Below are 14,117 nucleotides of genomic sequence, written 5' to 3' on the forward strand. Positions count from 1 at the left end.
AACCCTGAACTGAGAGATTAATACAATGATTAACGGAATTATCATAGCTGCACTTTTAACTTCTACTTCTACTGCCGCTAATATGACAATGGAAGTTTCACAGTCAATTGAGTCAAATAACAATTACATTGTTGGTCTACCTAATATCAAGTTTATTGACACGCAAGTCGCTGGCCTACCGAATATTAAGTTTGTAGACACACAAGTTGCTGGTTTACCAAACATCAAGTTTGTTGATACCCAAGTTGCTGGTCTACCAAACATCAAGTTTGTTGATACCCAAGTTGCTGGTTTACCAAACATCAAGTTTGTTGATACCCAAGTCGCTGGTCTGCCAAACATCAAGTTTGTAGACACACAAGTCGCTGGCCTACCGAACATCAAGTTTGTAGATACACAAGTTGCTGGTTTACCAAACATTAAGTTTGTTGATACCCAAGTTGCTGGTTTACCAAACATCAAGTTTGTTGATACCCAAGTTGCTGGTCTACCAAACATCAAGTTTGTTGATACCCAAGTTGCTGGTTTACCAAACATCAAGTTTGTTGATACCCAAGTTGCTGGTCTACCAAACATCAAGTTTGTAGATACACAAGTTGCTGGTTTACCAAACATCAAGTTTGTTGATACCCAAGTTGCTGGTCTACCAAACATTAAGTTTGTTGATACACAAGTTGCTGGTCTACCAAACATCAAGTTTGTAGATACCCAAGTTGCTGGTTTACCAAACATCAAGTTTGTTGATACTCAAGTTGCTGGTCTACCAAACATCAAGTTTGTAGATACACAAGTCGCTGGCCTGCCAAACATCAAGCTTGTTGATAACCAAGTTGCTGGTCTACCAAACATCAAGTTTGTAGACACACAAGTCGCTGGCCTACCGAACATCAAGTTTACTGAAACACAAGTTGCTGGCCTGCCAAACATCAAGTTTGTAGACACACAAGTCGCTGGCCTACCGAACATCAAGTTTGTAGACACACAAGTTGCTGGTCTACCAAACATCAAGTTTGTAGACACACAAGTCGCTGGCCTACCAAATATCAAGTTTACTGAAACACAAGTCGCTGGCCTACCAAACATCAAGTTTACTGAAACACAAGTCGCTGGCCTGCCAAACATTAAGTTCAGCAACTCAAGCATCGCTTAGGAGATTCATTATGTTTAATTCTTTAAAGAAAGTACTTGGCATTGCGAAACCACAACGTAAAAGAGTTAAGTTGCCAGAAGGGCTAGAGCACTTAGAAGTGATTCCAGCAAAAGCTTGGTGGAGCTAATACTGCAATTAGCCACTTCATACAGACAATAAAAAAGGGAGCTTACGCTCCCTTTTTTTAGATCTACATCTATTTAAAATGAACGTTTATGTTCATTTGGGTTAGATATCTTCTTGGTTAATAAATACTTATGACTATTGAATAATGGATAAGCAAGCGGCCCCATAAGCATTCCAGCTACAGACCATCTTTTAACAGCCATCCCATTAACAAAAGCTTGATTACCTAGAAAATATCCTGATAAACACGAAATCAACAAGAGTAGAAATATCACTGAAACCTCAATAATTTATTCAGTTAACAACATTCCATTTTTTAATTCTTTATCAGCTATCTCACCCTGCCAATAACGGCGATATTATAACCAAGAACTAAGCTGTTAGCTATAAGAGTAGCAAATAAGACTATTATACTGGAAAGTAAAAAATAGACGTATAGGCTATTTATTAGGCTAAAATATGCCACTTTAGAATGAAAAAGCGGCAACATGTTGCCGCTTTGTTAATTTGAATCAGCCATAAAGTATGACTTACGACTAATAGAAAGTGCTGCCTGACTCAGCCATGTTGACCAACCTTTCACAAGGTTCAAATCTATCGCCATGTTGTTGTTGATACTGACGTAATTTTGACACTAAGTTAGCGATTCCCATACTGTCCATGTATTTAAATGGACCGCCTAAGAAAGGTGGGAATCCAATCCCGAAGATTGCGCCAATATCACCATCTCGAGCACTGGCAATAATACCCTCATCTAAACAGCGAACGGCCTCATTGAGCATTTGGACCACGCAGCGCATGGCAATATCACTACCCGAACCAGTAGATTGATTATTGACACCAAGTACCTGATAAACGGACTCATCAACCAATTTAGCTTTAGACTTCTTATTACCATATTGATAAAAGCCCTTGCCATTTTTACGACCTTTTCGATCGTCTGCTAACAACTTGTCAAACGCATCTGGGGCTTTGAACCTTTCACCTAACTCTTGGGTTAAGATCGGCGCAATTTTAGCTCCAACATCTATTCCGACTTCATCTAATAATGTAATGGGTCCCACTGGGAAACCAAATTTTACGAGGGCTTTATCTAAACTTTCTACTTTTTCGCCAGACAATAAAACTTGAGCGGCTTCATTCATGTATAAAGCAAGAATACGGTTCACATAGAAACCCGCACCGTCTTGAACAACAATCGGGGTTTTGCCTTGCTTACGCGCAAATGCAACCGTAGTTGCAATCGTCTCTGGTGATGTCGTTTTATGGGCAATCACCTCGACCAGCGGCATTTTTTCAACAGGTGAAAAATAATGAAGACCAATCACGTTTTCAGGACGGGAAGCTGCCTCTGCAATCTGTCCAATCGGTAACGAAGACGTATTTGAAGCGAAAATAGTATTTTCATGACATTCACGCTCAACATCTTTTACCATTTGGTGCTTAAGAGCTAAATCTTCAAAAACGGCTTCAACGACAATATCGGCATCCTTAACACCTTTATATTCAGTCGTTGTCGTCATCAATGCCATTAAATTATCTCTAACAGCTGGAGTCATATGACGACGCTTAACGCCTTTAGCCAATAATTTATAAGCATAAGCTAACGCGTTACTTAACCCTTTTTCATTAATGTCTTTCACACGTGCAGGGATTTTAGCTTTAGTCGTTGTCACAGAAGCAATACCGCCTCCCATCAAACCACCACCGATAACTAAGGCTTTATTAACCTTACGCGGCTCAGCTCCATCGGCACCTGTTTCTTTTTTCATTTCTGTCGTAGCAAAGAAAATGCTGCGAAGTGCTTCAGACTCTGATGACATGACTAATTCGGCAAAATGACTGGCTTCAACTTCAAGCCCTTTAATCATGCCTTTGTTCATGCCTTGTTTAACACAGTCAATAATTTTGGCTGGCGCTGGGTAATTACCTTGGGTCTTTTTAAGGACTTGTTTTGCAGCTTGATCAAAAATGATATCGCGAGTTGCGCTTGTTGATTCAAGCACCTTATTTAATGCACTTTTCTTAGCGACTTTTGCTGCGGACTTACCTTTTTTAGCCATTGAAATAGCAGTTTCTAATAAAATAGGCTCAGGTACTACGTCATCAACCAGTGCCATTTTAAGCGCTTGTTTAGGGCGAATTTGTTTGCCTGTTAGCATCATATCAAGTGCAGTGGTAATACCGACTTTTCTCGGTAAACGTTGTGTTCCCCCACCACCAGGCAGTAAACCAAGTTGCACTTCCGGCACACCCATGATGGTTTTTTTGTCATCAGTACAAACACGTAAATGACACGCTAACGCTAACTCTAAACCGCCACCTAGACATGCACCATTGATAGCTGCTACGACAGGAATCGATAAATTTTCAAGCTCATTGAATACAACATGCCCTTGCTGAGACAACTCTTTAGCAGCTGCAACGCTGGTGCATGCATCTAACATGCTGATATCTGCACCAGCAACAAATGAGTCAGCTTTACCCGAGATAACCACAAGCCCTTTCACACTGGCATCATGTTTGATTTCAGCTAGTATTTCGCTGATTTCAGGACCAAATTCTGCTTTTAAGGTGTTCATGGTTTCACCAGGAACATCCATTGTTAACACTGCAATTCCGTCTTCGCGGCGAGATAAATTAAATGTCTTTTCCATCAGAATTACTCCACTTCTACAATCATTGCTGCGCCAAGACCACCAGCAGCACATGCTGTAGCCAAACCAGTACCACCGCCACGACGTTTAAGTTCACGACATACTTGGGTAATTAAACGTGTTCCTGTTGCTGCAAATGGATGTCCATAAGCAAGAGAACCACCTAATACATTAAACTTGCTCATATCAATCTCACCAATGGCGCGATTTCTACCTAGCTTTTCTTCCGCAAATTTCTTAGAACCAAACATTTGCATATTGGCTAATGTTTGTGCTGCAAATGCTTCATGCATTTCAATTAATGTTAAATCTTCTAACTCCATGCCAGCACGCTTTAGTGCTAATGGTGTTGCGTATGAAGGTCCCATCAACATGTCTTGCCACACATCAATTGCAGTAAATGCATAACTTTTAATATAACCGATAGGCTCGTAACCCAATGCTTTAGCACGGCCTTCGCTCATTAGAATAACGGCAGAAGCGCCGTCGGTTAATGGTGTACTGTTTGCAGCTGTTACAGAGCCGTGTTTACGGTCAAAGGCTGGACGTAATTTGGCATAAGACTCTAATACTGAGTTTTCACGAATATTATTATCACGATCAATAAACTGCTTGTAAGGAGGAACATGGGCTGTCATTACCTCATCAGCAAGATTACCTGAATTCCATGTTTCAGTTGCAAGCGTATGAGAACGGTGTGCTAGCGCATCTTGATCAGCTCGGCTAATACCGTATGTTTTTGCCATTTGTTCAGCTGTTTGGCCCATTGATAACCCAGTTGAGTACTCAGCAACCGCCGGAGGTACTGGCATTAAGTCTTTTAAACCGAGTCGACGTGCAATGGCAAACTTTTGTTTAAAGGTACGTGCTTTATTTAAATCAACTAAGGCATGTGCCAGTTTTTTTGAAACGCCAATAGGTAAAACAGACGAAGAGTCTGCACCGCCAGCAATACCGATTTCAACATTACCAGTCATAATTGATTCAGCAACATTGACCGCTGATTGAAAACTTGTGGCACAAGCTCTAGTCACACTGTATGCATCTGTTGAGACATCCATACCCGTTCCCAGTACAATCTCACGTGCTATATTTGGCGCTGCAGGCATTTGAACAACCTGACCATATACCAGTTGCTCAATTGTTTTAGGGTCAAGTTCTGAGCGAGACAGCAATTCATTAACCACCATTTTGCCCATATCCAGTGCTGATACACCGTGAAAAGCAGTTGCTTGCTTTGCAAACGGGGTTCGAAGACCCGCCACAATAGCGATACGCTCCCCACGAGCGTTGGTTACTTGTTGTCTATCACTCATTGTTCACCCTCTTTTAATTGTTTAGCCTTATCTGGCTTGTCAGTGAATACTTAAATTATGTCAGACAGATCTGGTCTGACCATAAAAGTGTGATCTGATTCTAACTTTTAATTGCGAAGTTTTAAACATCCGTATGAAAAATAGCAGTAATTATCATCAAAATCACTGACCGAACCAATAAATAATCATTAATAATCATACAATTAAAATATAGAGCATTAACTTTAAAATATTCCTAATTTCGCTATATTTGCTCTTTCCCAATGAATAAATTCACAAAATATCACTCAGAATTAATTAAAAATGAAAATCTGTTAATGCTACTAGCCAAAGGCTAATGAAATTCATTAACATAGGTTTAATTAGATAAATTTCTGAAATTAATTGAGTATCATCATGCCTTTGAGTCGATTTCATTCTTTACGTGCCTATTTAGACAACGTCATTTTGGGACAACCTGTATTAACTGAAAACCTACTGATTGCATTGATTGCAGATGGACACTTATTAGTTGAGGGCCCGCCAGGTCTTGCAAAAACACGTGCTGTGAAAGCGTTATGTGATGGCGTTGAAGGTGATTTCCACCGTATTCAGTTTACTCCGGACTTATTACCTGCAGATTTAACCGGTACAGATATTTACCGTGCGCAAACAGCCACATTTGAATTTGAAGCAGGGCCTATATTCCATAACCTCATTTTGGCTGACGAAATTAACCGTGCGCCAGCAAAAGTGCAATCGGCGTTACTTGAGGCAATGGCAGAAGGCCAAGTTACGGTGGGTAAAAACAGTTACCCCCTACCAAATTTGTTTTTAGTCATGGCAACGCAAAACCCACTTGAAAACGAAGGGACTTACCCACTTCCTGAAGCACAACTTGATCGCTTCTTGATGCATTTAAATCTGGATTATCCAAGTGCCGATACTGAGCGTGAAATTTTAAGACAATCGCGCAAAGAAGCGATTACTCAAACATTACCGACTATTGAGCCTGTCGCCCAGTCAGATGTATTTGCCGCACGTGATCAAGCCATGGAGCTTTATCTAGCAGAGCCGCTAGAAAGTTACATTGTTGAGATAATTATGGCGACACGCCAACCTGAGCGCTACAGTCCAGAGCTAGCTAAATGGTTAGAATATGGTGTCAGCCCTCGTGCTTCAATATCATTAGAGCGATGTGCTCGAGCTAGAGCGTGGCTACAAGAACGTGATTATGTCTCACCGGAGGATATCCAAGCAGTTGCTCCGAATGTGCTAAGACACCGTTTATTATTAAGTTATCAAGCACAAGCTGAAGGAATTAATGCAGATCATGTCATTAGCCATATTTTAAGCCAAGTGGCTGTACCTTAAATCCGGACTGCAAAGATGCCATTTGAACAAGCACAAGTTTCCCCGTTACCGTTATTCAGTAATGGGGTCAATTTGACCGAGCAAGAGCTATTCAGCTGTCAAAGCACAGCTCGTGCAATGCCCGATAAACGCAGCCGTGCTAAAGCAAGTCAAGCAGGACACAGAAGTAGCTTGATAAAAGGTCGCGGAATGGAGTTTGCTGAAGTTCGTCATTATCAAAATGGCGATGACGTCAGAACCATTGACTGGCGAGTAACGGCAAGGACAGGAAAAGCGCACACAAAACTTTTTGTAGAAGAACGTGAACGCCCTATTATTCTCTTCATTGACCTTAGTCATAGCTTGTTTTTTGGTTCACGCCTATTAATGCAATCAGTACAAGCTGCACATGTCGCAGCAACACTAGGTTGGAATGCGATTAATCATGGCGATCGACTAGGTGCATTCATAGCCAGTGAAACTGAACATCTCGAGCTCAAGCCTCGAAGCCGTCGACAAGGTATATTGCAGTTAACATCAGCCTTAATGAAGGTACATGGTAATCAGTTAAATCATTTTGATGAGCTACCCCATGATCCTCAACACATACTCCGTGCTTGCCAACGCTTGCAACGTATCGCTAAACCAGGCTCATTAGTATGGATTATTACCGATGGCCAACATTTTACTCAAGAATGTTTAGCCGCATTAACTGAACTCAAACGCCATTGCGATGTCGGAGCATTTGTCATTAGTGATCCATTAAGGCAAGGCACGTTAGCACTTCCAAAGCGCTTTTCATTGCCAGTACGTGATGGAAAGCAGCAACTAACATTAACTCGTCATAGTTATGATACTTGGCTTGAAAACCAACTTAAAAATCAACAACAATTTATTGATTTAATGAAGATGATTAAAGTACCCACACGATTTATTGACGCAGGGAAACGATTAAGTGACCAATTGGAAGTACTACGCTAAATGAATTCAGCTCAAGCAAATCCAGCTTTAATGCAATTAGAAGATATCGTGCTGCCTCAGCAAATTTCTCAATGGCCAATGGCGCCAGGTTATTGGATACTTGCCGCACTCGTCATCGGTATCACCATAGCAATGGTGGTTAAGCTTAAACGAGATAAAAAGTACCATGCTCCAAGAAAAGCGGCCTTAGATGTATTAAACCAATTAGATATTGCCAGCCCACAGTATGCAACTGAAGTGAATAGCCTACTTAAACGAACAGCGATGAGTTATTTCCCACGACAAGATTTTGCCAAACTTGACGGCAACCACTGGTTTGCTTGGCTAGAGCTACGCTTACCAAAACAGCATCACGGTCAAATTGGATTATTGCTCAATAAACGATACCAATCGCAAGGCTTATCCCAAGCAGAAACGAAGCAATTGCAACGGCTTGCTCATGTGTTTCTTGCCAAATCAGCCCGCTTAACAGCGCTTAACCCTAACGAATTACCGCCATCTATGATAGCAAAGCAAAATGACAAGGAGGACTCATGTTCTCAATAACATGGCCTTGGTTGTTATTGCTTTTACCATTACCGTTTTTTATTAAATCTAAACAAGTTAGCAAGAATACTGGTGGTCATTTACAACTTCCAGGCATCAGTGAAGCTCAAATATCGGTATCTAGCACGCCTAAAAAACCTAATAGAAAAGCCTATTGGTTCATGTGGTTATGTTTAATTTGCGCATTAATTAGACCACAATGGCTCGGTGAGCCAATCGAGCTGCCCTCTGAAGGGCGAGATGTCATGCTGGCAGTGGACTTATCTGGCAGTATGCAGATTGAAGATATGGTGATTAATGGTAAAACAGTGGATCGACTCACCTTAATTAAACATGTTATTGGTGACTTTATTGAACGCCGTAATGGCGATCGACTCGGCCTCATTTTGTTTGCCGATCATGCATACTTACAAGCGCCGCTGACTCAAGATAGACGCTCTGTTGCACAATTCCTCGCTGACAGCGAAATTGGCCTCGTGGGCAAACAAACTGCCATTGGCGAATCAATTGCTTTAGCAGTAAGACGTTTTGATATGGTCAACGATAGTAACCGTGTGTTAATTCTCCTCACTGATGGTTCAAATAATGCTGGCAACATCGAACCTGAAGTCGCAGCGAGAATAGCGGCAAAACGAAACGTTACCATCTATACAGTCGGTGTCGGTGCTGAAGTATTAGAGCGTCGCAGCATTTTTGGCACCGAACGAGTTAATCCTTCACTTGATTTAGATGAAGAACAACTACAAAACTTAGCTGACATGACCAACGGCCACTACTTCCGCGCGAGAAATAGTGAAGAGCTGGCTCAGATTTATCAAAAAATTGATGAACTAGAACCCGTAAGCCGCGATCAACTCACCTATCGCCCTAAAAGTGAATTATTTTATTGGCCATTACTATTCGCTATTTTAATGAGTGTCGTAATAAGTATTCGCAGCCAATTCTCATTTAGCAAAATATCATCACGAGGGGGAAAATAATGGAATTACACTTCATTCGTCCTGAGTGATTACTATTACTTATCCCATTATTAGTGCTTGGGCTGCTCCTATGGCGTAGCCAAAAACAAAACCTAGCTTGGCAGCAATATATTGCGCCGCATTTGGCCAAAACACTGATTACAGAGGGTGCTCAGGTTAAAAAGCAGCCTAAGTGGGGATTAATTATCTGTTGGATAATTGCAGTCGTGGCACTTTCGGGGCCAGCTGTGAACAAACAGAGTTTACCTGTTTATAGTAATGAACAAGGCCGAGTATTAATCATGGATATGTCTTTATCCATGTATGCCACTGATCAAAAACCTAACCGCTTATCTCAAGCCAAATACCGTGCAACGGACTTTATTGGTAGTTTAACTGAAGGTGAAACAGGCTTAATCGCATTTGCTGGCGACGCATTTACCATTAGCCCGTTGACTCGTGATAATGCAACTTTACTCAACCTGCTACCGACACTTTCGCCAGATATCATGCCAGTGAGAGGCTCAGATTTATCTTCTGCACTCGCGTTAGCACAGCAATTACTAGCCCAGGGTGGGCATATCAGCGGCGATATTATTGTAATGACAGATGGGGTGAATCCTAGGCAATATGCCGATGCAGCTAATGCACTAGAAGGCAGTCGATATCGAGTTTCTGTGATGGCATTTGGTACTGCACAAGGTGCGGCAATTCAATTACCTGATGGTCAACTTTTACGAAATAATAGCGGTGACGTGGTTATCGACAAAACTGACTTTTCATTACTGGAAAAACTCGCTAAACCTACTGGTGGGATTATGATCCCTGCGACTGCAGATGGACGTTCGTTAACTCAGTTGCAAGATTGGTTAGCTAATGACGGCGATGCCAAAGCCACTGAGTTAAAAGGTGAAGCTTGGCAAGATTTAGGACCTTATATTGCAATATTGTTGCTTATCCCTGTGTTATTAAGCTTTAGGTTTACCCTATTACCCATTATGTCGTTTTTCACATTAGGTATGATGCTGCAACCGGCGCCAGCACAAGCTAATACTTGGGATGATTTATGGAAAACCTCAGATCAGCAAGCTAGCGAGCAATTTATGCAAGCGCAATCTGCAGAAGATTTTGCCCAAGCCGCTAAAAAGTTTAATCAGCCTCAATGGCAAGCCAGTGCCCAATATAAAGCTGGGGATTATGAAAACGCCCTCGCAGGGTTTGAGCAAGATAGCACAGCACAGGGGCTATATAATCAAGGCAATAGCCTGATGCAACTCAATCAACTAGATGAAGCTATTGCTCGCTATCAAAAAGCATTGACTCAACAACCGGACTTCCCACAAGCGCAGAAAAACCTGCAAATTGCTGAGCAAATGAAACAGCAGCAGGAGCAGCAAAATAGTAATAATGAAAATAATGATGACAGCCAGTCTGACAATAAATCAGATGGTTCTGATGCTAATAATCAACAGAATCAATCCAACAATTCTGAACAAAATCAGAGCGATGATAGTCAATCAAATGACCAATCACAGCAGAACTCAGACGACAGCGCATCAAAAGACCAGTCTTCACAAGAGCAGTCCCAAAATGAGCAAGATGGCCAAGATGCCGATTCATCTGAATCAGATCAGGCTCAATCAGACAACGCCCAAGAACAAGAAGATGCACAAAGCAATGCAACTGAGGATCCCAAGCAGTCTGCGAATAATGATGCAAAAATGGAGGCTAAATCGCCATCAGAGCCAGAACCGACTTCAGAAGATGCGTCAAATGAATCGACAAATAACGCTTCACAGCAAACGTCAACCACAACAGAACCTGAGCCTACTGATGATTCACCTAGTCAAGCTCAATCTGTTGCAGCCAGTGAGCTTACAGAAGAACCGTTACCAGCAGATTTAGAGAGAGCATTGCGTGCCGTTAGTGAAGATCCGCAAGTGCTTATCAGAAATAAAATGCTATTAGAATATCAAAAGCGTCGCCAAAGCGGCCAATTGCCTAAGGATACACAACAGTGGTAAACAGAATCGTTTTCGCCCTTCTTACTATTCTTTTTACGGGGCAAGTTTTTGCAGTCAGTCAAATTCAAGCAACAGTTGATAGAAACCCTGTCATGCAGGGCGAATATTTTGTTTTAAATGTCACTGCTGATGCTGATTTAAACGCAGGCTCATTAGATACGTCTGTGTTACTAAAAGACTTTGTTGTCGGCCGAACAAGCGTTGGCCGCAGTACAAAGATGGTTAATTTTGACACAACAAAAGAAACCCGCTGGCAAGTGTTATTGTCGGCTAAAAATGCAGGCACTGTGACCATTCCGCCATTTACAATGGAAGGTGTAAAATCTAATCCCATTACGTTAACCGTCGCCAAAGCGGGCAGCCAACCGCAACAAATGCGTAATTTGTTTATTGAAGGCGAATTAAGTACACAAGAAGCCTATGTCGGTCAACTTGTGACATACCAAGTAAAACTATTTTTAGCCGCTGAACTTCAACGAGGCGTCATCAGCTCACCTGAAATATCTGGCGCTGAAATAAAACAAATCGGTGAAGATAAAGATTCAGTTGAAATTGTTGATGGACGTCGATTTCGAGTTATCGAACGTACTTACTCAATCATTGCTGACACACCTGGTACTTTGGCTATAAAAGGTGCAGGGTTTTCAGGAGATATTTTAGTTGAAGCTCCAAGGCGTGGCGGGATGTTTGGTTTTAATGAAAGCCGCCCAATGCAAGCGAGTGCAGAAAACACTCAAATTGTCATTAACCCTATTCCTCAGCAATATCAAGGTGACTGGTTAGTCAGTGATTTATTAATTGCTAAAGAAGTATGGCCAGAAGAAAATGATAATAATGCGTTTGAAATTGGAACCCCAATCACCAGAACCATTAATATTGTCGCCTCTAATGCCGACAGTAACAGCTTACCAGATATAAAAATTACGATGCCAGAAGGCTTGAAAGCCTACCCAGAAAAACCAGTCAGACAAACCGTTGTACGTGAGAATCAAGTCATAGCTCAATACAGTTTAACCACTGCAATAGTGCCAACCCAACCTGGTACTTTTACCTTGCCTGAAATTTCAGTGCCGTGGTGGAATCCACACTTACGTCAGCAGCAGTATGCCACTATCCCCTCAAGAACTGTCACCATCACAGGTTCAGCCCCTATCACCCCTGTTCAACCTACGGTGGCAGAACAGCCACAAGCGACCTCCTCAACGGCAGGATTATGGCCTTGGTTAACCTTGTTATTTGCGACACTATGGCTAATAACCTTGGCACTTTGGTTAACAGCCAGACGTCAAAAGCCGTCCCAAATAGCCGATACCACCTCAGTACAAAGCGCTGTAAAAGCGGCAATTAGTTTACAAGATATAGAAGATGCTTGTGATAATAATGATGTATCGAAAGTGATTGCTTTACTACAGAAATGGTATGGAGCTCAGTTCAATAAACCGATAAATTTATCTGCTATAGCAAAATTATCGCCTGAGTTATCAGCGGCAATTGAACAATTGCAACAAGCCAAATATAGCCAAAACAGTGTCGTGATAGATAAACAGAAACTGATTAATGCGATAAAGCAAACTCAGTTAAATCAAACACAAAGCGATGTTTCACCTTTAAGTAGCTTGAACCCATAGCAGTAAATAAGCTTGCTATTCACAGCCAACCTTTTAAGCTATCGAACATAATATTTAACAATAAGTCATAAAATGTTCGATAGCTTGCGCAATAAAAAGTCCGAACCCACGGTCTTATCTGACATGCTAACTAAACAGCGACGATACGACAGCCTCGTCAGGGCACTTCATACTGATATCTACCGATATGCCTATTGGTTAATCGGCGATAAACATGTAGCTGAAGACGTCACTCAAGAAACGTTTCTACGCGCTTGGCGTGCTTTAGACTCTTTAAAGGATGATAAGGCCGCTAAAGCTTGGCTCATTACGATTTTACGCCGTGAAAATGCTCGCCGCTTTGAACGCAAGCAGTTTGATTACAGTGACGTAGAACAAGAGTTGCTAGAAGATGAAAAGTCTTCCACAACCGAAGAGCAAACCGAACAATATTGGTTACGCAAGCAAATAGGTCAATTAGAGGTTGAGTATCGAGAGCCACTATTACTGCAACTTATCGGTGGATTTAGTGGTGAAGAGATTGCTGATTTATTAGAGCTCAATAGAAACACAGTTATGACGCGATTATTTCGCGCCCGGAATCAATTAAAAGACGCCTTAGAGTCTCCTGAAGTTAGAGGTCAATCAAATGGATGATCTAAAATTTCGTCGCCATGCCTATGGTGACCCAAATAGCCAAGATGAAGAATTTTTGGCCCAGATTGAAGCGTCTGAGTCTGATGCTAAACTCGTCAACGACTTGAAAGCATTAGACAGTAAGCTTACCAGCGCACTGAATATCGATGTGCCTGATGATCTGGCAGAGAAACTGATTTTACGCCAACAATTAGGTAAACATCAGCAGCAGAAAAAGCAAACACGTTATTTAATGGCGATGGCAGCATCCGTTGCGCTCGTCATTGGCTTAAGTGTTAGCATGCTTAGATTTACGCCTGTTGCCTTAGCGGAACATGCATTAGAGCATGTATATCATGAACCTAAAGCATTATCAGTAGATCAAAATGTCGGCTTTGAAGACGTTAATTTTAAACTGGCAGGTATTAGCGGTTTAGAGAATGCGAAATTTATCCAACAACCAGGTAAAGTGTATTACACCTCTTACTGTGACTTCCAAGGCGTTAAAAGCTTACATTTAGTCATGGAAGGCGAACAAGGTAAGGTGACGCTCTTCATCGTCCCCGCTGAAAATCGTATGGTTACGGAAGAATCGTTCGCTGACAAAAACTATCAAGGTTTAGGTTTTCAAACTGCAGACACCTTCATGTTACTCGTTGGTGAACAGGATGCTGATTTGCAATTTGTGAAAAATGAAATCGAGCAAACTTTCATTTAATATTCACTCTTTTAAGTAACAAAACGGCTAGTGAATTTTCACTAGCCGGTCAATAACTCTTCACA

General features: G+C 41.6%; 11 protein-coding genes. 9 read left to right on the forward strand and 2 right to left on the reverse strand.

The genetic code is table 11. From position 1 onward, the window contains the following. The first annotated feature begins 25 nt into the window (after positions 1 to 25). Entirely contained in the window at positions 26 to 1,150 is a 1,125-nt protein-coding gene (locus SJ2017_RS21595; protein WP_080916164.1) for a hypothetical protein, read from the forward strand. 662 nt (positions 1,151 to 1,812) lie between these two features. Here SJ2017_RS21595 and fadJ read toward each other — a convergent pair. Next, positions 1,813 to 3,933 (reverse strand): fatty acid oxidation complex subunit alpha FadJ, encoded by a 2,121-nt coding sequence (fadJ, locus tag SJ2017_RS14070; protein WP_080916165.1) that lies wholly within the window; start codon positions 3,931 to 3,933, stop codon positions 1,813 to 1,815. Positions 3,934 to 3,938: 5 nt separating this feature from the next. Then, positions 3,939 to 5,249 carry an acetyl-CoA C-acyltransferase FadI gene (gene fadI / locus SJ2017_RS14075; RefSeq protein ID WP_065110659.1) on the reverse strand — a complete coding sequence of 437 codons (1,311 nt, stop codon included), beginning with the start codon at positions 5,247 to 5,249 and terminating at the stop codon, positions 3,939 to 3,941. A 396-nt stretch (positions 5,250 to 5,645) separates the two neighbouring features. Here fadI and SJ2017_RS14080 point away from each other — a divergent pair, with 396 nt between their 5' ends. The 8 genes from SJ2017_RS14080 (at position 5,646) to SJ2017_RS14115 (ending at position 14,052) form a co-directional block, all read left to right on the forward strand. Beyond that, positions 5,646 to 6,602 (forward strand): AAA family ATPase, encoded by a 957-nt coding sequence (locus SJ2017_RS14080; RefSeq protein WP_055026198.1) that lies wholly within the window; start codon positions 5,646 to 5,648, stop codon positions 6,600 to 6,602. Positions 6,603 to 6,617: 15 nt separating this feature from the next. Then, positions 6,618 to 7,562 carry a DUF58 domain-containing protein gene (locus tag SJ2017_RS14085; RefSeq protein ID WP_080916166.1) on the forward strand — a complete coding sequence of 315 codons (945 nt, stop codon included), beginning with the start codon at positions 6,618 to 6,620 and terminating at the stop codon, positions 7,560 to 7,562. Continuing rightward, positions 7,563 to 8,108 (forward strand): DUF4381 domain-containing protein, encoded by a 546-nt coding sequence (locus tag SJ2017_RS14090; protein WP_080916167.1) that lies wholly within the window; start codon positions 7,563 to 7,565, stop codon positions 8,106 to 8,108. It abuts the gene before it with no gap. After that, positions 8,096 to 9,088, forward strand: a complete 993-nt coding sequence (locus tag SJ2017_RS14095) for a vWA domain-containing protein (protein WP_055026196.1) — start codon at positions 8,096 to 8,098, stop codon at positions 9,086 to 9,088. Before SJ2017_RS14090 ends, SJ2017_RS14095 begins: the two co-directional genes overlap by 13 nt. Positions 9,089 to 9,141: 53 nt before the next feature. Continuing rightward, positions 9,142 to 11,091 (forward strand): VWA domain-containing protein, encoded by a 1,950-nt coding sequence (locus tag SJ2017_RS14100; protein WP_338057671.1) that lies wholly within the window; start codon positions 9,142 to 9,144, stop codon positions 11,089 to 11,091. Further along, complete coding sequence (locus SJ2017_RS14105; protein WP_080916168.1) at positions 11,085 to 12,719, forward strand: BatD family protein; 1,635 nt, start codon at positions 11,085 to 11,087, stop codon at positions 12,717 to 12,719. The genes SJ2017_RS14100 and SJ2017_RS14105 overlap by 7 nt, the downstream gene beginning before the upstream one ends. Before the next feature lie 72 nt (positions 12,720 to 12,791). Next, positions 12,792 to 13,355 (forward strand): sigma-70 family RNA polymerase sigma factor, encoded by a 564-nt coding sequence (locus tag SJ2017_RS14110; RefSeq protein ID WP_055026193.1) that lies wholly within the window; start codon positions 12,792 to 12,794, stop codon positions 13,353 to 13,355. After that, complete coding sequence (locus SJ2017_RS14115; protein ID WP_055026192.1) at positions 13,348 to 14,052, forward strand: DUF3379 domain-containing protein; 705 nt, start codon at positions 13,348 to 13,350, stop codon at positions 14,050 to 14,052. Before SJ2017_RS14110 ends, SJ2017_RS14115 begins: the two co-directional genes overlap by 8 nt. Positions 14,053 to 14,117 lie beyond the last annotated feature (65 nt).

Source organism: Shewanella japonica (assembly GCF_002075795.1).
Lineage (GTDB): Bacteria > Pseudomonadota > Gammaproteobacteria > Enterobacterales > Shewanellaceae > Shewanella > Shewanella japonica.

What these genes read in the sequence shown, in the direction of transcription:
- SJ2017_RS21595 (WP_080916164.1), top strand. Translation starts at nt 26, where the DNA reads ATGATTAACGGAATTATCATAGCTGCACTTTTAACTTCTACTTCTACT.
- fadJ (WP_080916165.1), bottom strand. Translation starts at nt 3,933, where the DNA reads ATGGAAAAGACATTTAATTTATCTCGCCGCGAAGACGGAATTGCAGTG.
- fadI (WP_065110659.1), bottom strand. Translation starts at nt 5,249, where the DNA reads ATGAGTGATAGACAACAAGTAACCAACGCTCGTGGGGAGCGTATCGCT.
- SJ2017_RS14080 (WP_055026198.1), top strand. Translation starts at nt 5,646, where the DNA reads ATGCCTTTGAGTCGATTTCATTCTTTACGTGCCTATTTAGACAACGTC.
- SJ2017_RS14085 (WP_080916166.1), top strand. Translation starts at nt 6,618, where the DNA reads ATGCCATTTGAACAAGCACAAGTTTCCCCGTTACCGTTATTCAGTAAT.
- SJ2017_RS14090 (WP_080916167.1), top strand. Translation starts at nt 7,563, where the DNA reads ATGAATTCAGCTCAAGCAAATCCAGCTTTAATGCAATTAGAAGATATC.
- SJ2017_RS14095 (WP_055026196.1), top strand. Translation starts at nt 8,096, where the DNA reads ATGTTCTCAATAACATGGCCTTGGTTGTTATTGCTTTTACCATTACCG.
- SJ2017_RS14110 (WP_055026193.1), top strand. Translation starts at nt 12,792, where the DNA reads ATGTTCGATAGCTTGCGCAATAAAAAGTCCGAACCCACGGTCTTATCT.
- SJ2017_RS14115 (WP_055026192.1), top strand. Translation starts at nt 13,348, where the DNA reads ATGGATGATCTAAAATTTCGTCGCCATGCCTATGGTGACCCAAATAGC.